21 protein-coding genes and 3 pseudogenes are annotated in these 23,560 nt (G+C 63.6%); 12 read left to right on the plus strand and 12 right to left on the minus strand.

The window, feature by feature from the left end:
• Positions 1–854: 854 nt before the first annotated feature.
• Positions 855–1,697 carry a mycofactocin-coupled SDR family oxidoreductase gene (locus JVH1_RS38390; RefSeq protein WP_009478499.1) on the plus strand — a complete coding sequence of 281 codons (843 nt, stop codon included), beginning with the start codon at positions 855–857 and terminating at the stop codon, positions 1,695–1,697.
• A 184-nt stretch (positions 1,698–1,881) separates the two neighbouring features.
• Here JVH1_RS38390 and JVH1_RS38395 read toward each other — a convergent pair whose 3' ends face one another.
• The 4 genes from JVH1_RS38395 to JVH1_RS38410 form a co-directional block, all read right to left on the minus strand.
• Positions 1,882–2,373, minus strand: a complete 492-nt coding sequence (locus JVH1_RS38395) for an FCD domain-containing protein (protein ID WP_083849838.1) — start codon at positions 2,371–2,373, stop codon at positions 1,882–1,884.
• On the minus strand, positions 2,363–2,800 hold the full coding sequence (locus JVH1_RS38400; protein WP_009478501.1) for a FadR/GntR family transcriptional regulator: 438 nt from the start codon (positions 2,798–2,800) through the stop codon (positions 2,363–2,365). Before JVH1_RS38400 ends, JVH1_RS38395 begins: the two co-directional genes overlap by 11 nt.
• Positions 2,801–3,035: 235 nt before the next feature.
• Positions 3,036–3,953 (minus strand): LLM class flavin-dependent oxidoreductase, encoded by a 918-nt coding sequence (locus JVH1_RS38405; protein WP_009478502.1) that lies wholly within the window; start codon positions 3,951–3,953, stop codon positions 3,036–3,038.
• Positions 3,950–4,171 carry a BBE domain-containing protein gene (locus JVH1_RS38410; RefSeq protein ID WP_202803498.1) on the minus strand — a complete coding sequence of 74 codons (222 nt, stop codon included), beginning with the start codon at positions 4,169–4,171 and terminating at the stop codon, positions 3,950–3,952. Before JVH1_RS38410 ends, JVH1_RS38405 begins: the two co-directional genes overlap by 4 nt.
• 73 nt (positions 4,172–4,244) lie before the next feature.
• Here JVH1_RS38410 and JVH1_RS38415 point away from each other — a divergent pair, with 73 nt between their 5' ends.
• Positions 4,245–4,751: a MarR family winged helix-turn-helix transcriptional regulator gene (locus JVH1_RS38415; RefSeq protein ID WP_043781320.1), complete on the plus strand. Its 507-nt coding sequence runs from the start codon at positions 4,245–4,247 to the stop codon at positions 4,749–4,751.
• An 85-nt stretch (positions 4,752–4,836) separates the two neighbouring features.
• Here JVH1_RS38415 and JVH1_RS38420 read toward each other — a convergent pair whose 3' ends face one another.
• Positions 4,837–5,496 carry an NADPH-dependent F420 reductase gene (locus JVH1_RS38420; protein WP_009478505.1) on the minus strand — a complete coding sequence of 220 codons (660 nt, stop codon included), beginning with the start codon at positions 5,494–5,496 and terminating at the stop codon, positions 4,837–4,839.
• A gap of 22 nt (positions 5,497–5,518) precedes the next feature.
• Positions 5,519–6,643 (minus strand): LLM class flavin-dependent oxidoreductase, encoded by a 1,125-nt coding sequence (locus JVH1_RS38425; protein WP_202803499.1) that lies wholly within the window; start codon positions 6,641–6,643, stop codon positions 5,519–5,521.
• 1,070 nt (positions 6,644–7,713) lie between these two features.
• Here JVH1_RS38425 and JVH1_RS38430 point away from each other — a divergent pair.
• Together JVH1_RS38430 and JVH1_RS38435 are read left to right on the plus strand one after the other, a co-directional pair.
• Positions 7,714–8,349, plus strand: a complete 636-nt coding sequence (locus JVH1_RS38430) for a superoxide dismutase (protein WP_009478508.1) — start codon at positions 7,714–7,716, stop codon at positions 8,347–8,349.
• 126 nt (positions 8,350–8,475) lie between these two features.
• On the plus strand, positions 8,476–9,099 hold the full coding sequence (locus JVH1_RS38435; protein ID WP_157174057.1) for a TetR/AcrR family transcriptional regulator: 624 nt from the start codon (positions 8,476–8,478) through the stop codon (positions 9,097–9,099).
• Positions 9,100–9,233: 134 nt separating this feature from the next.
• Here the strand turns inward: JVH1_RS38435 and JVH1_RS38440 are convergent, their stop codons facing one another.
• Positions 9,234–9,443, minus strand: a complete 210-nt coding sequence (locus JVH1_RS38440) for a hypothetical protein (RefSeq protein ID WP_009478511.1) — start codon at positions 9,441–9,443, stop codon at positions 9,234–9,236.
• 385 nt (positions 9,444–9,828) lie between these two features.
• Here JVH1_RS38440 and JVH1_RS38445 point away from each other — a divergent pair.
• The 3 genes and pseudogenes from JVH1_RS38445 to JVH1_RS38455 all read left to right on the plus strand — a co-directional run bounded on the left by JVH1_RS38445 (position 9,829) and on the right by JVH1_RS38455 (position 11,975).
• Positions 9,829–10,328 (plus strand): annotated as a pseudogene (locus tag JVH1_RS38445) (N-formylglutamate amidohydrolase).
• 453 nt (positions 10,329–10,781) lie between these two features.
• Positions 10,782–11,546, plus strand: a complete 765-nt coding sequence (locus tag JVH1_RS38450) for a hypothetical protein (RefSeq protein ID WP_009478513.1) — start codon at positions 10,782–10,784, stop codon at positions 11,544–11,546.
• 237 nt (positions 11,547–11,783) lie between these two features.
• Positions 11,784–11,975: an EAL domain-containing protein gene (locus JVH1_RS38455; RefSeq protein WP_009478515.1), complete on the plus strand. Its 192-nt coding sequence runs from the start codon at positions 11,784–11,786 to the stop codon at positions 11,973–11,975.
• Positions 11,976–12,840: 865 nt separating this feature from the next.
• Here the strand turns inward: JVH1_RS38455 and JVH1_RS38460 are convergent.
• Complete coding sequence (locus tag JVH1_RS38460; RefSeq protein WP_009478518.1) at positions 12,841–13,098, minus strand: hypothetical protein; 258 nt, start codon at positions 13,096–13,098, stop codon at positions 12,841–12,843.
• Positions 13,099–13,821: 723 nt separating this feature from the next.
• On the opposite strand from JVH1_RS38460, the gene JVH1_RS38465 reads away from it, so the two are divergent.
• From JVH1_RS38465 to JVH1_RS38485, 5 genes and pseudogenes are all read left to right on the plus strand, one after another.
• Positions 13,822–15,147 (plus strand): ice-binding family protein, encoded by a 1,326-nt coding sequence (locus JVH1_RS38465; RefSeq protein WP_371113115.1) that lies wholly within the window; start codon positions 13,822–13,824, stop codon positions 15,145–15,147.
• A complete protein-coding gene (locus JVH1_RS38470) occupies positions 15,144–15,851 on the plus strand; it encodes a class F sortase (protein ID WP_043781328.1) in 708 nt (235 codons plus the stop codon). The genes JVH1_RS38465 and JVH1_RS38470 overlap by 4 nt, the downstream gene beginning before the upstream one ends.
• A gap of 218 nt (positions 15,852–16,069) precedes the next feature.
• Positions 16,070–16,747, plus strand: a complete 678-nt coding sequence (locus tag JVH1_RS38475) for a ScbR family autoregulator-binding transcription factor (protein WP_009478521.1) — start codon at positions 16,070–16,072, stop codon at positions 16,745–16,747.
• Between the two features lie 103 nt (positions 16,748–16,850).
• A pseudogene (locus tag JVH1_RS38480) lies at positions 16,851–17,934 on the plus strand (IS630 family transposase).
• A gap of 969 nt (positions 17,935–18,903) precedes the next feature.
• Positions 18,904–19,500, plus strand: a complete 597-nt coding sequence (locus JVH1_RS38485; protein WP_009478525.1) for a Clp protease N-terminal domain-containing protein — start codon at positions 18,904–18,906, stop codon at positions 19,498–19,500.
• Positions 19,501–19,542: 42 nt separating this feature from the next.
• Here the strand turns inward: JVH1_RS38485 and JVH1_RS38490 are convergent, their stop codons facing one another.
• The 4 genes and pseudogenes from JVH1_RS38490 to JVH1_RS38505 all read right to left on the minus strand — a co-directional run bounded on the left by JVH1_RS38490 (position 19,543) and on the right by JVH1_RS38505 (position 23,509).
• Positions 19,543–20,202, minus strand: coding sequence for a histidine phosphatase family protein (locus JVH1_RS38490; protein WP_043781396.1), 660 nt, complete (start codon positions 20,200–20,202; stop codon positions 19,543–19,545).
• A 44-nt stretch (positions 20,203–20,246) separates the two neighbouring features.
• The gene (locus tag JVH1_RS38495; RefSeq protein WP_371113116.1) at positions 20,247–20,486 is read right to left on the minus strand and encodes a DUF6308 family protein; all 240 of its coding nucleotides are present in this window, start codon (positions 20,484–20,486) and stop codon (positions 20,247–20,249) included.
• Positions 20,462–21,180 (minus strand): annotated as a pseudogene (locus JVH1_RS38500) (integrase core domain-containing protein); the annotation flags it as partial. The pseudogene JVH1_RS38500 and the gene JVH1_RS38495, both read right to left, overlap by 25 nt.
• 655 nt (positions 21,181–21,835) lie before the next feature.
• On the minus strand, positions 21,836–23,509 hold the full coding sequence (locus tag JVH1_RS38505) for a glycoside hydrolase family 13 protein (RefSeq protein WP_009478529.1): 1,674 nt from the start codon (positions 23,507–23,509) through the stop codon (positions 21,836–21,838).
• Positions 23,510–23,560: the final 51 nt, after the last annotated feature.

Consider the following 23,560-nt stretch of genomic DNA (forward strand, 5'->3'; position numbering starts at 1 on the left):
GCCATTTGGGGGCGCTACCGACGAGGAAATACTTGTGCACTTCGGAATGACAACGCGCCGGTTCATCGAGCGACTGTGGCAGGTCATCCCTGAATCGAACTGTGCCCAGAGCGAAGTTCGAATTTTAGCAAGCGCATACCCGCACCACCGCTGAACAGGCAGCCCAGGCGGCCCAGGCGGTCCGACAGGTCCCAACAACTTGTGGACGAAATCAGAGTAAGCAAACTTCGGCAGGGAAGAAATGTGGAACAGCCATAACGAGAATGTCATTCTCGACTTACGCTTCTCTCGGGGAGCCGATTGGAGGGCCCGCGCCGGATCGTTGCAGGCGCCTTCTCAATCGATATCAGGATTTTAGTGGCTCGCGACAGCTTGACCGTCAAACTTGCCCACACCGCACTAGGTCCGCGGGCACATCCCTTGCAGCACCCTGAGCACGGCTGACGGATAAAGGTCCTGCGACTCGACATCGTATGGGTCAGTGCCCATCTTCGCGGACAGTCGATTGCGTATCGGATTCCGTTCTTCGGCTGGGACTTTCATGGACCATCGTTCACGTTTGTGCTCAACTACGCGCCCGGACACAAGGGCGCGCGGCGACCGACGCGTTCATACTGAACAGAAAGGACAAATACTCCTCAAGTAAGTCAACGAAATCCTCTCCAGCACAATCAATGACGATAGACGCACCATTGGTGTCGAACGTAGCGATCAACCACACCTTCAGTTCCAGCATAGAACAGATGAACGACTGCGCCTTCCCGGAAATCGGGCCGCGAGCGGACCCGAGAACCCGCAGGAATCGCTACCACCGCCCAATTCCGAGCGTCACCCCGCAACCACGAGGAGCAACCATGGGAAGAGTAGAAAAGAAGGTCGCACTCATCACCGGTGCCGCCCGCGGCCAAGGCCGCAGCCACGCTGTTCGGCTAGCCGAGGAAGGCGCCGATATCATCGCGATCGACATCTGTGCGCAGATCGAATCGGCCAACCACACCATGTCCACCGAGGAGGACCTGCGCCAAACCGAGCTCGAGGTGGAGAAGCTGGACCGACGCATCGTCACCATCAAAGCGGACGTGCGCAACCGCGACGCGCTCAACCGCGCGGTCAACGAGGCCGTGGACGAACTCGGTCGTCTCGATATCGTCTCCATCAACGCCGGCATCGCGTCGATACACCCGACCCTCGCTATGCCGGAACAATCCTGGCACGACGTCATTGACATCAACCTGACCGGCGCATACAACACTGCCGCCGTGACCATTCCGCATATCATCGCCGGTGGCCGCGGTGGATCGGTCGTGTTCACAAGCTCCGCACTCGGGGTCACGGCCGTGCAGAACCTCGCCCACTACGCCGCCGCGAAGCACGGCATGCTCGGCCTGATGAAAACCCTTGCGCTCGAACTCGGACAGCACCTCATCCGGGTCAACGCGATCCTGCCCACCAATGTCGACACCGAGATGATCCAGAACGAAACGGTTCGTAAGCTGTTCATGCCGCATCTGGACAAGCCCACCCGCGCCGACGCGGAGAAACCAGACTCCAGCTACGTAGCCGCCAACATCCTGCCGATTCCATGGGTCTCCCCGGTCGACATCAGCAATGCCCTGCTGTTCCTCGCCTCGGACGAAGCCCGCTACATCACCGGCATCTCTCTGCCCGTCGACGCAGGATTCCTGCTCAAGAAATAGCCGAACATTCCAGTGGCCCGGCACCGGTACACGCCGGTGCCGGCTACACAGCTCCTTTTGGCTCGCAACCCGCCGACCAGTTTCGAGTCCGGCGCAGCACCGAAGGCGAATCATGAACAACGTGTCGACCCAGCACGTGACTCGGGTGCGGCCCAACGCTTCTTGGTCCGACGGTCAGTGAGCATCAACCGTTGCACTCAATCGTCTCCACGATGGCTTCGTTGTAGCCCGAGCGGCGGCGACAGCGTCGATGTGGCATCGACAACGAATTCGCGCCCCACACATGGCAACTCGCACACGACATCGCACCGACAACGAATTCCTCGTGAGATACGAGGGACACGGTCATCCAGTTCAACTTCGCCGATACCCACTGCTTCGGTCTCTCGAACGAGGAAGGTGAGATCTGCTGCTCCCAGACGCCGCAGAGGTGCGCGACCGTGAGCGATCGCACCTCCTCGGCGTCGTGGCGGCGCAGCGCCTCCAGCATGCGCTTGTGCTCCTCCAACATGCGCCACCGGTTCTCGGGTTGAAGGTCTGGCAGGTTCAGCCGGTCCAAGGTGCGGCCCATGAGCTCGACGACCAGCGCCAGGAACCGGTTCCGGGTCGAGTTGATAAGAATCGAGTGAAACTCGATCATCAAGTGCCTCACCGGCTCGCCACGCTCAAGTCCCATCCGAGCAGCGGCGACGTTTGGCCTCCAGGGTGGCGAGTTGCTCGTCCGAGATCGACTCGGCCGCCGACGCGTTCACTGCGGGCTCCAGCACTAGCTTGGCGCGCGCGAACTCCGCGACTTCGTCCGGGTCGACGGCCAGCACGTTCTCGAACGCCGCCACCGCGGCGGGAAGCGCTTCGCGAACCACGAAGGGGCCCCCACCCACCCCCGGCCGGACGCGAACGAGCCCTTGCTGGTCCAGGATGAGCAGCGCCTGCCGGATCGCCGAGCGGCTGACGGCGAAGCGCTCGATCAGTTCGCGCTCGACCGGCAGACGCTCGCCGGGACGATACTGTCGACTGAGGATGGCAGTTGCCGAGCGACGGCCTCGTGGGGCCGCTCGGCTGGTTGCACCGGTTGCATACAGAGAGGCTACCGGAACATGCACGGTTCGATGGTTAGCTCCGAGCGCCCATCACCTCCCCCATCACCTCCCCATCGGTCGACGAGGTTCGATGAGTTTCTACCGGCCGCTACTGGGTCACCCTCGCCCTGGACGCCACCAAATCGGCGGCGTCGGGTCCCTGTTCGACACCACGATCATCACCAGCCGCCGGCGATCCTGGCCGCTGGCGGATCCGGCCCTGCCCGCTGCCCGCATTGACGGCGGGCAGGGCCGGTGCTCACCGGTGCGCGGTTCCCGATGTGCGCCGTTCGGCGGCGACGATCTCCCGCACCGCGGGCGCGACCTCGGCAGCGAAGACCTCGATGGCGTAAGGATCGTCGCCGATGAGGATGAAGCCCGAGATGCCGTGGTCGAGGGTGATCCCGGCCAGTTCCTGCGCCCACTGGGCGGGTGCTCCCACAAGCAGTCCCGCACCGGTGTCAGTGAACTGCCCGGTGATGTTGAGGAGTCGGGTGATCGCGGCGGGGTCGCGGCCGGCATGCTGCGCGCCGTCATCGATGTGCTTGTTCATCTCGGTGAGGGAGTCGACCCCATCGGGCAGGTATGGCAGCGACGGCAGCCACCCGTCGGCGCGGCGGCCGGTGAGGCGGAGCAGGCGCGGCTTGTACGCACCAACCCAGATGCCGATGTCGTGGGCGGGCGCGGGCCCGCGCTTGACCTCCTCGACCTGGTAGTAGGAGCCCTCGACGCGAACATCTCCGCGCGTCTCGGTATCCCAGATCCCGCGGATGACCGAGATCGCCTCGTCCAGCGCATCGATCGATTGACCGGGGGTGAGCCGGCGCCCGCCCATGCCCTCGATGGCGTCCCAGAACCGGCCGGCGCCGATCCCGAGCTCGACCCGGCCGCCGCTGAGCAGGTCCAGGCTCGCCGCGGCGCGGGCGAGCACGGCGGGCTGGCGCAGCGGCAGATTCAGCACGTTGCCGCTGAGCCGGATCCTCTGCGTGCGCGAAGCCACGTAGGACAGCAGCGTCCAGGTGTCGTGGTAGGTGGCCTGGTAGGGGTGGTCCTGGAAGGTGACCAGGTCGAGCCCGACGCGCTCGGAGAGTTCGGCGAGCTCAACGGCATGGTGCGGCGGGCTCACGGCCGGAGTGACGAAGCTGCCGAAGATCAGATTGTGTCCGAGGTCGGTCATGACGCGCTCCTCTCGGGGGCGATGCGGAAGTTGTCGCGGAAGACGCTGTCCGGGTCGTACTTGGCTTTGAGGTCGCGCAGCCGGAATAGAGGTGCGCGTCGGCGAGGCGTTCCGGGCGTCGGTCGCTGTCGAAGCTCAGGTACAGCCTTGCCAGGTGCGGGTGGATCTGCTTCCGCAACGTGTCGAGCAGCTCGCGTCGTGCGCGCAGCCCTAGCCATTTAATCTGCAGATTAGATCATCTAACTGACAAATCATCTGGTCGGATGCCTATTGTACGATAGAATCGGTTTCATGGCCTCTATCGCAGATACCCCTTCGGCCTCGAAACCGTCCGTCGTTCCGGGCGATCTCGGGTGGCATCTCGCAATGGTTTTGCGGGGCTATCAGACGCGATTCGAAGACACAGTTTCCGACCTCCCCGGGGGGATTCGGGGCTATCAGGTGTTGTCCACCGTGGTGCACCGTAATCCGCCCAACCAATTGGCGCTGGCGAGTCATCTGGGGATCGATCGGACAGTGATGACCTATCTTCTCGATACCCTGGTGAAAGCCGGACTCGTCGAACGGATTCCTGATCCCTCAGACCGCCGGGCACGCAAGGTCGTGCCAACCACCAAGGGCGAGGGGTGTTTGGCGGATTTCGAACAGCGGATGGCTGCTGTCGAGCGTCAATTCCTCTCGGGGTTGTCTGAGCGCGAGGCGAGTGAACTCGAATCGACCATGCACCGCCTTGCGATGATCGTGCATCGAGAGCAACCAGGGGCGAGCCCCTGCGAAGCGATGGACAACTTGCCGTGACACCCGCCTTTCTCGGAAATTCACCATCGCTCACTCGAAGCCACTCTGCGTGCCTGACTGTCGACTTGGGGTTGCTGCCCGGTCTTCAGTTCGATGGGACGTAGCTGCGAGATCGGCGTAGGAGCTTCTCCAACTCAACTTGAGTGTGTTTACCGTTGAAAATCTCGGTGCCGGGCTCGAACAACGCACCCGCGGTGAGCGGGCCCGCATCGACGGCGTCGAATCCGAGAGTGTCGATGAAAGTACTCACGATGGACTTGGCAGTTGTGTCATCTCCCGCAAGCGCCAATGCTCGACGGTCGGCAGCTCCTGGACTACGCCACTCTTCTTCCAAGTCGTGGTATCCGATGTGGTTGAGCGTCTTGATAATTCGGGCATCGCGCAGGTGATCTTGGACAACACAACTGCTGATTCGATCGTCGGCCTCGAAGTCATCGATCTCACCGTCGGTCGGTGCCCAATAGTTCATGGCGTCGACAACGACCTTGCCCGTCAGGGAACTGGCCGACAAGGTCTTGTATCTGTGCAGTGGGATCGCCAGAATCACAATGTCGGCCGTCGCAACGTCCGTTGCCGTTGTCGCAGTCGCTCCCGGAGTGACGACCTCGACCAGAAGAGAAATGTCCTCTGGCGGCTTCGACGTCGCAATCGAGACGTCGTATCCCGACTTGAGGGCCTGGCGTGCAATTGCGGTGCCGACCCGTCCAGCCCCCAGGATGCCGATGGTTTGTGCAGATTTTGGCATTGCCTCTCTCCTTTGGTGGGTTTCAGCCGCGTGCGACTGCCGGTGAGGTCGGTGCGGCGGCGAGATCGGCGTCGACGAGCGGCTTGACCTTTGCGCCGAGTAGCTCGATGGAATGCAGGAGATCTCTCTGGGGCACGTGTCCGATGTCCATTTGCAGAATCTGTCGGTCGTGTCCGAGTACACGGTGTAGGGCGACGATGCGCTCGGCTATCTCCTCGGGTTCCCCGACAAATAGGGCCCCTCCTGCCGCGGTGGCTTGGCGGTAGCTGTCGTAGCTCATCATCGGGGCTCCGCGCTGTTTGGAGACAGTTTCCATGAGACCCGACCAGTGCCCCCACCACTTCTCTCTGGTCGAGGAACCGTCGTCTCCGAGGAACCCTGGCACTGCGATGCCGACTCGGGTCTGCGAGGAAGGGGTGCCGGCCTGTGCGGCAGCCCTGCGGTAAAGGTCGGCGAGTGGCGCGAATGACGCGGGCGCACCGCCGATGATGCCATAGATGACCGGAAGCTTTCGGAGGCCTGCTCGCACGGAGGAGGCAGGTGTACCCCCGGTTCCGACCCAGAGAGGCAGCGATCCACATTCCGGGCGTGGAACGACGATTGCGTTGTGCAGCGCAGGACGAACGGTGCCGTTCCACGTCACCGCGAGGTCCTCGGACTCGTTGAGAAGTTGGAGGAGGTCGAGTTTTTCGGTGTAAAGCGTGTCGTAGTCGCCGAGGTCGTAACCAAACAGGGGGAAGGACTCCGTCGACGATCCCCGGCCGGCAGTGATCTCTGCGCGCCCGTTCGAGAGCGCGTCGACTGTCGCGAACTGCTGAAAGACCCGGACGGGGTCATCTGTACTGAGCACTGTCACCGAGCTGCCAAGGCGAATGTTGTGCGTGACGGTAGAAGCGCCCGCAAGGACGGTGGCTGCGGCCGACGCTGGCATCTCACGAGTGTGGTGTTCACCCACGCCGAAGTAGTCGAGTCCGACTTGGTCGGCCACCCGGATCGCCTCGACAAGGTTGCGCATAGATTCTGCCGTCGAGCCCAATTCGCCTGTCTCTTCGATTTTTTGAACATCGCCAAAGCTGTAGATGCCAAGTTCCACGTCGTACTCCTGTCGAGGATAGGTCTTCTTGAGGGATATGCAGCGCAGCGTCATAGTGGACCTACTGGGTGCTGCGGTGGTGTGGTGGAAGCGCGCCTGCCTGGGCAGTCGCACATGGCCTGCCGCAGCTCGCCGTCTGTGTTCATGAGAATTGGTCCGCTCGCTACAACGGGTTCATGCTGCGACTTACCTGCAGCGATGAGTGAAACGTCCTTCGATTTCAGAGATTGTCTCCGCCCTCGGGTGGGGGCGGTCCGAACGCGCAGTCGCCTTCCAACATGGGCAGGAACGGATCGTGCCGTTCCCATTTCCGTCGACCCGCCGCTCGCGCACGATGATTGACCGAATCTTGGACCACAGTGGCATCCTGCGCGTGGACGATCCGTCGGTCGACAACGCCCGCGGAGGCGGAAGCCAGAGACATGGTCGCCCCTTCCCTGGGAGCTGGTCGGCGACATGCCGACAAAGGTGTGCTGCACTCTCCCACGATTATGCTGTCACGCAGATGATATTTGTGCAATACCATCTTGGTGGCGACATTATTCCCAGCGCTCCCCGTAGAATCTGCAGCCACAGGCTGCGGCGCACTGCAGTGACCGCTCCACGCCCATTTTCGAGCCTGCTCCGAGTGCCTACTATCCGAACACTCAGGCATACGCAAACATGGGTCAACTTTCTTACCTCTTCGTCACACTCCTTGACAGCGAGGCGAATTCGACTTTCGATGAGGGCGGATTCGAGCCGCACTCGCTACGCCGCCCGATCGGCAACTATTCACTTCATCTCACGCGATGCCCGGCCGCTCCGGGCACCTTCGCCCGCGCTCCGACGGCGCGCATGCAGAACGACCGCGGCTGGTCCCAACGGATAGCCACGGAGCGCTGCGCGACACCGCTACCCCGCCGAACCTCGGATGTACTCGACAAGGACTGCGCGTTGTGCCGTGCGCCACATCGACTGGACCTCAACTGCAGTTGAGGTACTAGCGTCGGTTTCGTCGAAAAAGCGGGGCGGACCACCAGCAACCGTTCCGCGCCTCCCGCAGCCCCCACGCCGGAGGAAGCGGGCCGCCAGCACCGGTCTGTCACGCCGACACACAACCGGAACACCGAAGGGACTATCTGATGGCAACGTACGTGCTCCCCGAACTCGACTACGACTATTCGGCGCTCGAACCCCACATTTCCGGGGAGATCATGGAGCTGCACCACAGCAAGCATCACGCCACCTATGTGGCCGGCGCGAACCTAGCCATCGAGCAGCTCGCCGAGGCCCGCGAGGATGCGACGATCGCGGCGAAGGCCCCACTGTTGAGCAAGAATCTCGCCTTCCATCTCGGCGGCCACACCAATCACTCGATCTTTTGGAAGAATCTGTCGCCCAATGGAGGAGACAAGCCGACGGGTGATCTCGCTGCAGCAATCGAAGGCGACTTCGGATCCTTCAACCACTTCCTCGCTCATTTTTCGGCGGTCGCCACGAGCCTCCAGGGATCCGGCTGGGCCGTTCTCGCGTGGGACACGATCGGGCGACGGTTGGTGATCGAGCAACTGACCGATCAGCAAGGCAACATCAGTATCGGCATCGTCCCCCTTCTGATGCTCGACATGTGGGAGCACGCGTTCTACCTGCAGTACAAGAACATCAAGGCCGACTACGTCAAGGCGTACTGGAACGTGGTGAACTGGGCTGACGTTGCGGACAGGTTCGAGAAAGCAACAGCATCCGCGGGCATACTGACACTCCCAAGCCCCGCATAATCGGCTCGGACCGCCAGGGAGCTGTGCCGCGGCGTGTCAGCGCCCGCGTGCACGCCCCTGCCGGGCGGGTCGATGAAGGTCATCTGCGTTCGATGACCATGACATTTCTGGATTGGAACGACCTTCGTGCGAGCAGACGCGCAACACAACGTATCCCGGATCACCGACGCTGCAGTCCGGGTGTTCGCCCGTGACGGGTTGGATGCCACCGTTACCGACATCGCAACAGACGCCGGCGTAGGCAAGACGACGCTACTTAGGCACTTCCCGACACGGGCCGCGTTGGTGGAAGCGGCGTTCCATGCCGAGCTAGACGGGCTGATCGCCACCGCTGGTCGGTTATCGGCCTCCAGTGGGGCCGGCGACGCGCTTGTGCGATGGATGCACCGATTTGCGGAGTTCCTGGTAACCACTCCCGGGATGGCAGAGGCACTTCAGGTGATCATATCCGGCAGGGAGAGGTCGTGCCTGCGCACTGCAAACCGGTTGACTGAGGCCATGTCGGCACTTCTCGATGCGGCCACCGCGACCGGGGCCGTGCGATTCGGTATCGCACCGGATGATGTGCTCATAGCTCTGGTAGGTATCGGTCTCGTCGCTGATGGACAACGGGATCGCGAGAGGCCCGATCGCCTCGTCGAGATGCTGGTCGCCGCCCTTCGTCAGGGAGACCCGTCAGCCTGCACTGACCGGCGTGCTCGTGACGACACCGTCGACGCCGAGCTATTACTACGACCCGGTCGCAAGTAGGACACTCGCTTGATGGAGATCACGAACGGTGACGGTCCTGTTCCATGTTCAATCAGGCGCGGGCGGGCTGCCGGTCGTTGGTTGTGAGGGACAGATCGTGGCCGAACTGGGTATACCTTGGACGCTTACTCTCGTCAGGGCCTATAGGTAGGGGTCTCGGAGTTGGTGAGGTTCTCGGCCGCGGCGACATACCCGAAGCGTCGCAACACGCCTTTCTCCGCTAAGTAGTTCTCGTGCTGATTCGCCCCGGGGCCAACCTTGACGCCGACGATTGCCTCGGCCGATCCCTCTCGCACCAAACCGAGGAACCGAGCCTGAGCAGCAGCATCCGCATTCTTCGCCATTCCAACACCACGTCATCGAAGGTGTTGCAACGACCGATAGAGAGCGGGGTGCGTCAAACGGTGCAGAAACCTGTGGGCCACTGGACGAGTATCGGAATCCGCTAACAACTCCCGGTTTGCACGCGTAACTCGTGGAATCATCAGTTACGAGCAGAATCGTGCGGTAGTTCGAAAAGCTGCGCGCGATGTCATGACCAGCCGAAATCGGCTGATACCTCATGCAGCCACACGAACGAACCTGCGCGCACTCCGGTACCGGCCCAGCCCTTCCGTTAGGCGACCTGCCGTCACTGCAGGTCAACGCTTCATTCTGCCGGATCAGTCGTCGGTCGGACGAATCGCGTCACCCCGCCGGCCGCGGATCGGCGGCCCGTACCCTTGCCCCATGCCCGCTGATCCCGGCAGCATCCACGCCGACTCCGACAAGGCGCTGCCGAAGTTGACCACCGGTGACGTCGCGGTGGATCCGCACATCATTACAGCGGCGGCCCGTACCGGAACGGATGTCGAGCTGCGGATCCACACGTACATCGCACCGTTCGACGTTGCGGCAGAGCAGTGGTTCCCCGCTGCGGCCGGGTTCGCCGTCACGGTCATCGCGTACACCGTCGACGCCGCGACGGGCCGGCCACGCCATCTGCCGTCCGCGGAGCCCTCCGAGTGGGCGCGCGCGATCTTCTCGACCGTCGACAACGTGCACGGGTACTTCCTCGGCGCCGTCGACCCGGACACCGGCGGCCATCGACCCGGGCAACTCGCTACCGCCTCTACCTCGACACCGACCGGCAGGCGATTCCCGTGCCTCAGCAGGTGGTCACCTGCCCGCACTACCTGCTATCTGCCATCGACGGCAGAGCTGAGATCACCATTCCCACGACGGCTTGACCCGGCCGGCAGGCCGGGAGCTGCGCCGCTGTCTGCGGGCGCCGCTTCCACCGGTGTCCGATCTGCGCGTCCTGCGAAGGGGGCGACCTTGAAGTCACGTCGCTGCTGCTCGCTCATGTGGATCCTCCATCCGTCTCGATCCGGCCCCCTGCCACAGACAGTCAGTCGCCGCGGCCTCGGAAGACGAGAACGGCGTCCTGGGGCGGAATCGAGTCGGTTGTTCCACCCGGGACGCTTGCAGCACATGGATATAGTTGTGCCACAAGCTCATTGCCACTTCTGAAGCCGACTACGACAGACCGGGGCAGGGGACGTGTTATTTCTGCTGGTCACGCACCTTTTGGCGCGGATTCGACGTCGATCGCCATCGCCGGAACCGAGGTCGTGTCGGTCCGCGCGCACCGGCGCGGGCGCGGACCGGCATCCCAATCCGGTCGGGTTAGACTGCCCGACATGGCGCTTGGACTGCTGAGACGCACGCGCGCCCTCCCCGTCGATCTCGAAAACTTCGCTTACGCTGCGCAGGCGTTCCGGGAAGCGCTGATTCCGCTGCACGGCATCACCCCCGACCACTGCGATGCCGCAGCCACCGAGTTGCGGAACAGAGCACTCGTAGCTGAGCAACGATTCTTCGCCGCTGCCGCTACGCTCCCCCGCCGCGAGCGCACACTCGCCGGCCACTGGGAGAACGCCGCAGTCATGCGCTACCGGCACGGGCTCGAAGTCTTTGCGCGCGCCGAAGACCTCGGCGCCGACATGCTCGCCCAACTCGCCACCCACCGGCGGCCGTCTTTGCCCGCGCTCACCGAACTGTGTGACGCCTGTACCCATGCCCGCACCCTCGATCAACACCAACGCCCCGAGATGTTCGGGGCAATAACCCGCAGAGCCACCCGACGGCTTCGCGCCGCCCCCGCCGACTCGGCCGGCGCCGACCACGACCGGGCCACCGGGCGGTCCTGCATTGTCGATCAAGCTGAACTGCGGTGGCGGATCCGCCGCGATCTGACAAGTCTCCTCGTCGAGAACGCCCTCGCCGGTGACGGAATCAGCCGGGAAGCCGAACGCCACCTCGTCCCGTGGCTGAAACTGGCGTGCGAGACCCTCGACAGTCCGATGAGCATCGACGGTCCCCGGGGATGTCGCCGCGCAATGGCGCGAGCGCCGCCGGCCCTACATGCTCGCCGCCGCCGATCGGGCCGACGTGATCATCGTTGACCCGATCCCTCGTCAGCCCGCGACCCTGTGGTGGAAGCTCGTCCACGGGGACGAACCGCCGCCGCCGCTGTAAGGCGGCACGCGTCGTCGTCGCCCAGAAGAGATGGGGACGTGTCATATCCGCAGTTCATCACCACTTTTCGCGGAGACCGGCGGCGCAATTGGCCTCATGGGCTGCACCGTACGCTCCGGGCCCGAGCCAATAGCGGTGGGCGTTCCGCCGCAATCGTGTCGGCCGTGGTCGCCCTCGCCCACGCCTTCCACGCCAAAGTGGCCGCAGCAGGTGTGGAGAACCGTGCCCAACTCGACGCACTGCGTGCCTGCGACTGCGACCTCGCGCAAGGCTTCTTCCTCACACCACCGATGACCGCAGACAACTGCACCACCTTCCTGAACCAGGACCCACCCACACACACGCGCCCATTCTGAGCGAGTTGAGGTCACATTTGGTTCGGTCAGTGACGATGGCTCGTCGAGCTCACTGACCTGAAGTACAGCGCCACCTGCTCGGCGAGAAGGACGGGTGATCCCGAACAACATTCACGCAGCGTCTCCTCCGCCGGTACCTCCGTTGAGCTACTACGACCGGCGACGTCCCCGAAATGCACCCTCCCTTGCGTCGGAGAGTTGGCGGGTGAACAGCGCCTACCGGGCGTTGTAGCGCTGCAACGTTCTCACGGTGCCCGAACACCGCGTCTTCCGCGCCGCACACAATGAATTCCGACGACGATCGGCAACACGGCACACGCGTTCTGGGCCTCCGGACCTTCCTGCGCCATCCGATCTCGAACTCGACGCGCTGATCCTCCTCGAACGCCTTGTCGCCGACGCGATCCGGGCCCGAACAATGAGACACCCCTGCATCCGGGGTAGCGCAGGGGTGCCCTCAGAGCAATTCTGCGGGGAGGTGTCCTCAGAACGGCACCACGCGCGCGGCGGGAAGATGCCGTCCTGTGCGCGACCTCAGCTTCGCTGATGGCACCTACCGAATTTCTTGGAAAGACTTCGCGAGAAGTAGGTTCAGCGGAAAAGTTGCGTAAATCCGCGACCGGCCATCGATGAAGAGATCCGGATGCCATCGAAGAACGGATCCGCGGGATTACCCCTCACCGGACAGTTATTACCGCTGTCCCCCGTACCTTATCGGGCGGAGACCGCGTGCGACCGTGGGCAGACTCGCGGCTCCGTTTGGCGCCCTGGGATCGTCAATGGCGTCATCATCAAAGTGGACAACAACCACTGACACTCACCGTGAATCTGTCCGACAGTGTGGCGAGAGCTGTCCTCGATGTGCCTACTTCGAGGACAGCCACAGCCGGAATGCCTCGGCAGTCGCGGCCTGCAACGTCGTCCCACGGGTGGCTACTTCGATCTTCACCTGCCGCAGCAAGTCGGGGTCAACCCGTGCGGAGAACTGCGGGAGCTTCGTCGCGCCCACGGACGGTTCGGCGGGCTCGGCTGAAGTCATTGGCGCGAGCGAATCCGCATCACCATCGGGGACCGCATGCGACATCGCACTGGCGAATACTCCCGCGGGTTGGTCCTTGGACATCTTCATCTCCTTGACGAACCGATGAGGTAGCTGTCGACGAGAACGGCGACCCTTGCCAGACCTCCCGTGCCCATCCCGGAATCGAAAAGACCTGAGGGATACAGGCACTGCGGACACGCTTTAGAGTTACGCCGAGTAACGGAAATGATTGTTAACCACATTCACGAACGGGCCAGAACTGAAGCTGACGCGTCGAAAGATAGCACGATTGACGGCAACGTAACTTGTTACCAGCAAAGTAATGGTTTAGTAAAATGTGACGATCGGCCGAAAAACGTCCCATTTTCCTGCCGCATAAACGGTAGGAGGCCCATCGATGAACTTGAGGTACGAAAAAGCATGCAATGTAGGTTGGTAACAAACCAACAATAAACTTCCTGTACGTCCAACAAGGTTAACCAAAAGCTTTCTACCAGGCAGCATGCAGCTACACCTCAACTTTTCGAGGACGCAACGAATTCTATTTCTTACGAAAGGCAAGGATTTGCACTACCGGGCGGCGGTAATTCAATCTCGACAATTCTCGTGATGAGTACGTCCACCATCCCGGGTGGGAATTAGTCAATTAAGCGACACACCGACGGGGTCGTTGACACAGACCAGCTGGTTTGCGAATGATTCCTGCCGTCAACCGCTCCATTTAGTGAGGGGAAATTCGTGACACCGGTGCACACTTCGACCCAGGCGCATACTCCGCGTCGCTGGTTTGTGGCGGGGGCGGCCATGGCGACCGCCGCGGCTGTGATCGTCTTTGGTGGAGTCGCGTCAGCGGCTCATCCCCCGGTCGGACTGGGGACCGCCAACTCCTTCGCGATATTGGCGGGCCAAACGGTCACCAACACCGGCCCGTCGATCATCTCCGGGGACCTGGGTGTCAGTCCGGGCAGCGCGGTCACCGGCTTTCCGCCGGGAACGGTGATCAACGGCACCCAACATGTTGCCGATGCCGTTGCGCTGCAAGCTCAATCCGATCTGACGACGGCCTACAACGATGCGGCCGGCCGGCCGCCCACCGCGGCGGCGCCCCCCGATCTCGGTGGCCTGACCCTGGTCGACGGCACCTACAACACGGCCGGCCCGATGGGACTGACCGGCACCGTCACCCTCGATGCGCAGGGTGATCCCAACTCGGTGTTCATTTTTCAGGCCGGGTCCACGTTGATCACCGCGTCGGGCAGCACGGTCGCCCTCATCAACGGGGCCTCCCCGTGCAACGTGTTCTGGCAGGTGGGTAGCTCAGCGACCCTGGGGACCAACACCACCTTCGTCGGAACCATCATGGCGTTGACCTCGATCTCGGTGCAGACCGGCACCACCGTGAACGGACGCGTACTGGCACGCAATGGTGCGGTCACCCTGGACAACAACACCATCTCCCGGCCCAACTGCGTCACGCCGCCGCCGACGTCCACGACGACACCGCCGCCGACCACGACAACCACGACCACGGCACCGCCGACCACCACCACTACGACCGTCACCAACGGTCCCATCATTCCGATTCCCATTCCGATCCCCATCCCCATTCCGATCCCCCCCGGCGGAGGCATCCCCGGCATCCCCGGTGTCCCCGGCATCCCCGGTGTCCCCGGAATTCCCGGCCCTCCCGCTCCTCCCGGCCCTCCCGCTCCTCCGGGCCCGCCGGCACCCCCCGGCCCTCCGGCTCCCCCCGCTCCTCCGGCTCCCCCCGCTCCCCCCGCTCCTCCGGCTCCTCCGGCTCCCCCCGCTCCCCCCGCTCCCCCCGCTCCCCCCGGCGGTCCTGGCGGTCCTGGCGGACCTGGTGACGGCGAACAAGGTGGCCCGGGTGAGCAAGGTGGCCCGGGTGAGCAAGGCGGACCCGGTGAGCAAGGTGGACCCGGCGGCGGAGGCAAGGGCGGCCCCGGCGGTAACGGATACATCATCCCCAAGGGGCATCCGGAAACCGGGGCGGGCGGCACCACTCCCCACTCCGATGACAACACCCTTCTCCGCGCCCTCGCAGGTCTGGCCCTGGCCGGATCAGCCATAGCGGCAGGCCAGGGAGCCCGACTGCGCAGGAGGCAGCGATGAGCGACCCGAGCCCTGAATACCCCGAGCCCGTCCCGGGCCCCGAGTGGCCAGGGCCCGAGGGGGCGATGGGCAGGACGAAACGCTGGTGGGTGCTGGCAGCCGTCCTGATACTCATCGCGACGGCTGTCCTCGCCCTACGCAGCTATCAGGATTCGGGAGATCCGCAGCTCGGACCGCCACCGGTGACCGACACCGTGCCGGCGCCCTCCGACGGGGCGTCCGGCCCGGCACCGGTCGCGCTCCGGATCCCTGCACTGGGGGTGGACGAAACACTCATCACACTCGGACTCAATCCCGACGAAACAGTCGAGGTGCCCACCGATTTCGACAAGCCGGGATGGTACAAGTTCGGGCCGGCTCCGGGCCAACTGGGTTCGGCAGTGATCCTGGGGCACGTCGATTCCTATCAGGGTCCGGCGGTGTTCTACCGATTGAAAGACCTGCAGGCGGGAGACTCGATCGAGGTGAGCTTGACCGACGGCACCATCGCTCATTTCGCGGTCACCAAGGTGCAGACATATCCGAAGACGGAGTTCCCGGCCGAGGAGGTGTACGGCTCGCACGGTGATGAAACGCTGCAACTGGTCACCTGTGGAGGAGAGTACGACCCGGACGCCCGCAGCTACCTGTCCAACATCGTCGCCTACACCTCTCTGGTCGATACCGACAACGGGGAAGCTCCGGCCGCCGCCGGCCAGAAATGACCTGGCCGACCAGGGAAGTTCTCGGGAAGTAGCGGCGTGGTCCGGTCAGGAAGTTGTTCAGGACCTACGGTGTGACACAAGGCGTCTGCCAGTCGGGGGCAGGCGCCTTGCCTGTCGCTGGTCTCTCCAATGTTGGTGTGGCGCACTCTTGCCTCGGAGATACCCCGATTCAGTCATACTCGAGCCCGGTACTCGGTACCGGAAGAGTGCGGAGATGGATGGTCATCGTCATGCAGAAGCGAGCACGAATTACCCGGGATACGGTGTTACAGCACGCAGCCATCGAATTCGCCAGGCAAGGTTACGTGCACGCAACCCTGAACGGCATTATCGGGAGTTCCGGCGCCACCAAGGGTGCCCTCTACTTTCATTTCAGCTCCAAGGAAACTCTTGCCCGAGCTGTCATCGACGAGGGCCTGACCCGATTCGAACGCGCATACGCGCAGCGCATCGAATCGCACCCCCGCGCCTTCGAATTGCTCATCGAAATTTCCTATGCGATGGCCGGTTACGGACGAGACGATCATGTCATCCGTGCCGCGTTCCGGCTCGTCACCGAAATCGGTGACTACCGAGGAGGCTCACGCACGGTGGCATTCGACAACTGGATAACGACGTGCCGGGAGCTCGCGGGCCGAGCGCTCACGGAGGGCGATCTGCGCGACGACAGCGATCCCGACGAGCTCGGACTCCTCCTCGTGCACATGGCCTACGGGATTCGTCTGCTGTCCGAGGCATCCGAGAACCCCGACCACCTGCTCGAAGGCATGGCGACCTCGTGGCGGCTCCTTCTGCCGGCGCTGGTCGACGCACCCAAAGAAGAGTACTTCCGGCAATTCGCAGCCCGAAGGTTGTGGTCGGTCATGAAGCCCCGCGCTACCGTACCGGTCCGGTAATGGTGGCCGTACCCGACAAGCGACTCGACTGCACTCGGGTCGGGCGTACCCACTCATACTGCGTCTCGCAAATCATTGTCATCGTGGTGGATAGGACTTCCACATGAGAAAGCCGGTCGCTGCCCTGGAGATGACCCCGGGTCAACGTGAGGTGCTCGAGTCGGTGGCCCGGTCGCAGTCAGGTGCCCATCGTGAGGTGGTGCGTGCCAAGGCGCTGTTGATGGCAGCCGACGGCCAGGCCAATGCCGCGATCGGACGGGCGTTGTCCGTCTCGCCCGGGTCGGTATCGAACTGGCGGGCACGGTTCGTCGAGGACGGGGTGGCACGGCTGGGAGACGTCCGCAAGGGCCGTGGCCGCAAAGCGTCGATTCCGCAGGAGATGATCGAGAAGATCGTGGATCTGACGCAAAACTATCGCCCCGAAGGCAAAACTCAGTGGAGTTGCCGGACAATGGCCGAGGCAGTCGGGGTCTCGAAAGACACCGTGCAGCGCGTGTGGTCGGCCCGGGGCCTCAAACCGCACCGGGTCGACACCGCCACGTACCCGAACGACCCTCGGTTCGGGGAGAAGCTCGTCGACGTCGTCGGGCTGTACCTGAACCCGCCGGAGCAGGCGATCGCGGTGTGCGCGGATCAGAAGTCGTCGGCGCAAGCCCTCGACCGCGCGCAGCGTCGCCGGCTACGGTCAAGGAGCGCCGCGAGACGATGTCCCACGATCACCAGCGCCACGGAACCACGACCCTGTTCGCGGCACTCGACGTGCTCACTCGCATGATGATCGGCCAACCCCTACCCCTACCCCGGCACCGGCACCGGCATCAGGAGTTTGTGAAGTTCTTGCGCACCATCGACCGTGAGGTACCCGAGAACCTGGCGATCCACCTGATCCTGGACAACGATGCCACGCACAAGGACCCGAAAACCCAAGCCTGGCTCGCCAAACATCCTCGGTTCCAGGTGCATTCCACACCTACCTCCTCGTGGTGGCTCCATCTCGTCGAGCATTGGTTCCGGGAGTTGACGGACACAACGCTGCGGCGCGGTGGCTTCACTCGGTACCCGACCTGATCGATTCGATCCAGGACTACCTCGACCCGCACAACGACCATCCCCACGCGTACGTCTGGACCGCGACCGCCCACTCCATCCTTACGAAAGTCGCCCGTCTACACGAAAAGATCAGCTGATTCAGAGACATAGCACTCGCTCGTGCGGCTGAGGTGGTGGGGTTCCACCGCACTCCTCGCCAGAGAACTCCGATAGTCACAGATCACCGTTTCGGCCGGTACGTATCGTCCCGGGGTTCTGCCGCCGTTGCCGGGTCCGGCCAAAGGATGGATTGCTGGACGCCCTCCCCGTGCCGCGTTGTCACGAAATGGCAGTTTCGAAACGCACTGCGGTCGGCCGCAAGATCGAGGCGATCCTGCGGCCGACGGCAACTCAACCTAAAACCCATGGCAAACGACGGGAGGCACGTTCAGCCGTATCACACCGCGGGGTGTAGCTGTACCCCGAACCCGGATCGGTTCCAACGCCTCCGCCGTCCCCCCCCACCGTTCCGGTACCGACCGGATCAGGGTCGGTGGACGCCCCAGGATCGGTTCCAGTGCCGACCGGATCCGCTCCGGCGCCGTCGTCATGAGCTGTGCCCGACATCGGTTGTACCCGAACGGGCGCGACGAGCGCAGGACCATTTCCGTCATGGCCAGGAGCGGGCATCGGCAGGGCATGGCGCTTCGCCACGTGACCGTGCCCGCACTCCTGCGGATCGAGCACCCGGCCATCGACGTCGCACACACCGCACGGAACCGGAGCGACGCCCGTACCCAGGATTGGGACCAGTTGGCGGCAATACTGTTCGACGCTGTACGAGCAGGCCAACCCCGCCCAGTCCCCGCACGGGCGCGAGTGTTCCGGGCACGGACCGGCGAACGGACCCAATGGGACAGCGGTCGTCGTCTCCAAACCGGCCGGAAAAGACACCCGCGCGCCCGCCGACACCTGTCATCAAACCAGGTCACAGCACCATTACGCCCGCGGGTGCCGACGTCGCATCGATCCCACCCAAAACCACCTACACACCGCCCAGAATGGGCAGCAGCGCATTCAGCAGTGAATCGCGTCGCTCGCGGCGACGCCTGGGGAGGGAGCGCGTCATGGTGTTCGAGAGATTCTCCGATCAAGCCCGTCAAGTGGTCGTCCTCGCCGCCGGCGCCGCCCGCACCCACCACCAGAACTCCGTCGGCACCGAACACCTGCTCGTCGGAATCTTCGACGCCGGCGGCCCCGGAACGGCAGCACTGACCTCATGGGGCGTCACCGCCCCGGCACTCGAGAGCAAGCTCCAGGGCACCAGCGCACGGCGGCATCCGCCCCGGCCGCCGGGCACATCCCAATCACCGACGAAGACGAAGAAGGTCCTCGAAGCCAGCCTGCGCCAGACCGCCCTGCTCGGGCACGAAGAAATCGGCACCGACCATCTCCTCCTGGCCCTGCTCGACGACCCTGCCTCCACCGGCGCTCAAATCCTCACCGACCTTGCATCCCTTAGCATCGGCGAGATGCGTGAGCACCTCAGACGCGAACTCGCCCACAGGCCCACCCCAGGCCCCGCCCACGGCATCCCCATCCGGCTCAGCGACGACGAATACACCCGCGCCCACGCTGCCGCCTACACCGCCGGCCAGAACCTCGAAACCTCCGGTCCACGACCGCATCACCGACGCCCTCACACAACCCGAATAACAGGTTGAATCGCCGATAGCGAATCAACCAGGACGTGTCGTAAGACCAGTTCAGATGGTCTTACGCTGCGGATCCTGCAGTCCATCGTCCAGGTGGGCGGTATCCGCGAGAGCGACCACCGCCCTGTTGCGCCAGTAATCGTCGTGCGCCAAATGGGTGATCGCGCCGGGCCTGGTCGAAAACGACGCGAACCCGACTGCCTCCGTCGGAACCCGCGGCCACGTCGTGACGACAAACGTCTGCGCATAGCCGTGGGTCACGACGACGTGGTCGTGATCGCGGTCCGCCATCAACTCCCGCACACACGCTTCCACCCGCGTCGCGACCTCACGGCGAGTCTCCGCGCCCGGGACCGGTCCCCGGTGATCGAGCCGATCGTCATCCGGTGCCGGAATCTGCCGGCCGGACAACCATGCGTTCGGTCGCCCCTCAGCCTCCCCGAAACTGATCTCCCGCAACCGCGCATCCGCCCTCACCTCAGCACCAAGTGCGTCGGCGAGGATCTGCGCAGTCTCCGCCGCGCGTGCGAGATCGGACGTCGTAATCCGCAGCCGCCGCCCCACCCCCTCGCGGCGACGACACAGCTCCTGCGCGACCAATCCGGCATCACGACGTCCCCGCGGTGTCAGCCGCGAATCGAACCAGCCGCCCACCAGATCACGCTCGGTGTGCTCAGCATGCGGATGCGTCACGACAAACAGCTCATGCATGAACGGCACCATAAACCCCACTCACGCGAGGACACCGGGACGTGTCATCTTTCCAGGTCAGAGCGCTCTTCGAGGCCGCGCCTCTTGCCGTCCATCCACGCGATCACATCGAACACGCGAAGCGCGGAGATCTCTTCGGGGAGTCCGGCCTCCTTCCGGATCGACAGCAACCGGCGGTGCAGCGCTGCGTCGTCGGCGCGGAGGGCCTCCCGTACCGGGTTCAGATGTGCTCGCTCGGTGCCCAGGACCTGACTGACGACTCTGCTTTGGGAGTGGCTTCCCACGCGGTCAGGGGCGTGACGCGCCCGGGCAGCCCTTCGTGCGGACGCTCGGTGTTGTAGATGTAATCGAACCTGGTCGACCTGGGCCTGGAGCTCGGCCAGCGACTCAGCGATCGGCTGCTTATCGAGGTAACGGAACAGGGTCTGGTGGAGGCGTTCGTTCTTGCCCTGGGTGGTCGGCGTGTAGGGCTTGCCGGTGATCACGGCCTTGGAGTTCTCGCTGGATGCGACGTGGGACGCGACCGCGTAGCGGGAGTGGTCATCGATGAGCTGGAAGATCACACACTTGCGCCCACCGCTGAGCACGTATTCGCTGGCGTCGAATTGCCAGTACACGTTCGAGGACGGGTAGACGAACCGTCGCCATGCCGATCGGGGCTTCTTCTTCGGCTCGACACGAGCGACGCCAGCCTCGCGGAAGATCCATGTCAACGACGCCGTCGAGGGCACTTGGTTCAGGCCCATCGCGCGCATCTTGTCGTGCACACTGATCGGCCCGTGGTCCAGCCCGGAGGCCTCCAGCGCCGCACGCACTGCCACGGCCCGAGCCTTGACCTCGTCGGTGAGCTTCGACGGGCTCGTCGTTGGCCGCCGGGGCCGGGGTTCGAGCACCGCGGCCGGCCCTCTACCTGGCACGTTTGCGCAACTCGTAGAACGACTTGCGGGAGATGCCGTGCTCAGCACAGAACATTGTCACCGCCCCGCGTGGCGCATCATCGGGCCACTGCGAGATCGCGAGCCGGACACGAGGATCGATGGGTTCAGGGGCAGCCATCCCCAAACCCTCAGGCCCGAAGTGTCACCACCAAGACCACCTGAAGTGTCACCACCAAGACCACCTGAAGTGTCACCGATGTCCTGCCGGGATGGCTCATTATGGCGTGGGGCTTATCCGCCTCGTAGCGCGCGTGGGTGCAGAGATTACGGCGCGAGCAGCGAATTCGGTGCGCCGCACTCATGCGACTTCCGTGGCACTGAGACACTCCAGCCGAGGCTGTTCCGCACAGGCCGTTGTGAGTTTCCCGCTGGCAACCCGCCCGTTCAATTGCGTCGCTGAAAGACACGCGCTCGATCACCGTGGCCGCCTGGGCCGGCTCCGTCGGGCAGAGTTGGGTTATCTGTCGCAGTCCTCATGCTGCATTGAGCGTACCGACGCCAAATATCGCGAGGACCGATATTCGGAAGTCGAGTTCGGACTGGATCTTCGGAGATGTCTGGCAGGCCGACCTCACCGTCGTCAAGCGCGACCTGACACTTGCCGAGTCGAACCCGCGATGGAAAGCGTGCGCGGCCTCGCGTGCGAGCAACACGCCAGCGCTCAGAACGCCGCCCGACGCCGAGAAGAGTCCCCCCTATTCCGACAGCAGCCATACCGCCTCGTCGGCCGCCAGTAGCTCCGAAGGTGTATTCGGGTTCGAGGAGAGAACAACTTTCATGTCCGTAGGCGGCTCTATGCTCACTTCGCCGAAGTTGACCCAGCACTGGGCTCTTCCACGTGAGAACGCCAACGTGTCCACCGGACTGTCGATCCAGATCACAGGCTCGTCGTTTGCGAAGATCTCGCTGCGTATCGCCAGTGCATGTCGGTACAGCGACAACATGGACGCCGGATCGGTGTCTTGAGACCGGGCGGTCGACGAGCCCCAATGTGCGGGTTGAGGGAGCCACGCGTCCGCGGCCGATGCCGGCAGCGAAAATCCGTACGGCACGTCATCACCGGACCACGGAATGGGTATGCGGCACCCGTCACGGCCGACATCGGTGAAGCCCGATTGGATCCAGGTCGGATCCCGGCGGGCCTCGTCCGGGATCGACTCGATCTCCTCGAGGCCGAGTTCCTCGCCCTGGTAGATGTACGCCGTACCCGGTAGTGCGAACTGGAGTAGGGCAGCTGCCCGTCCTCGTCGCCTGCCGAGGTCGATGTCAGGGACTTCCTTCGACCATCGCTGGCGTTCCCACTCGACCTCCACGAAGTGGTCGGGTTGTGATCGTGCATAGCGCGTAACAGTCCGGGGAACATCGTGATTCGACAGGACCCACGTCGCCGGAGCGCCGATCGATCGTGCTTGCTCGAGCGCGCTGTCGATGACTGTTCGCATGTTGTCTGCCCGCCACGGAGCCCTCAAGAAATCGAACTGGAACGCCGTGTGCAACTCGTCCGGGCGGAGGTAGAGGGCAAGTCTGTCGTTGTTCGGTACCCACGCCTCGGCCACGAAAACACGGTCGGAGCCATAGGAGTCGGCGACGGCTCGCCACCCGCGATAGATGTCGTGGACACCGTCACGATCCCACGCCGGATGTGGGTCGAGAAATTCCAGCCCAAGGGGGATCGGCCCGGCATCCGGCAGATCAGGATGCTTGACCAGTCCGTTGGCCATGTCGATTCGGAATCCGTCGACCCCACGGTCGAACCAGAAGCGCAGGATGTCTTCGTATTCTCGCCGAACGTCTGCCTGCTCCCAGTTCAGGTCGGGTTGTGCAGGAGCGAAGAGGTGCAGATACCAGGAACCGTCGTCGAGTCGTGTCCATGCCGGTCCTCCGAAGTAGCTGCTCCAGTCGTTGGGCGGCTCTTCGCCGTTCGCGCCACGCCCGAGGCGGAAGTGGAAACGATCGCGTGCCCCGATCTCGCCGGCCAGTGCTGCCTCGAACCAGGGATGTTGGGACGAGACGTGATTCGGCACGATGTCGATGAGGACCTTGATGTCGAGATCATGGGCTTCGGTGATGAATGCCTCTGCGTCGTCCAAAGATCCGTAGGTCGGCTCGATTCCACGGAAGTTCGACACGTCGTACCCGGCGTCGATCATCGGCGATGGGTACCACGGGTTGATCCACACTGCATCGATGCCCAACGACGCGAGGTACGGAAGCCGTGATCGCAACCCCACCAGATCGCCGATGCCGTCGCCATTTCCGTCGGCGAAGCTGCGGATGTACACCTGATAGACGATCGCCGACTTCCACCATGCCGTTGGGTCGTCGATGTCCCGGTTATAGCGGTCCACGGTCGTACTCGGGTTCGTCATAGCGTCTTTCCTTTTCGTCATAGCGTCTTTCCTTGAAGATCTCTCGCGTCG

The organism is Rhodococcus sp. JVH1, assembly GCF_000280725.2.
GTDB lineage: Bacteria > Actinomycetota > Actinomycetes > Mycobacteriales > Mycobacteriaceae > Rhodococcus_F > Rhodococcus_F jostii_A.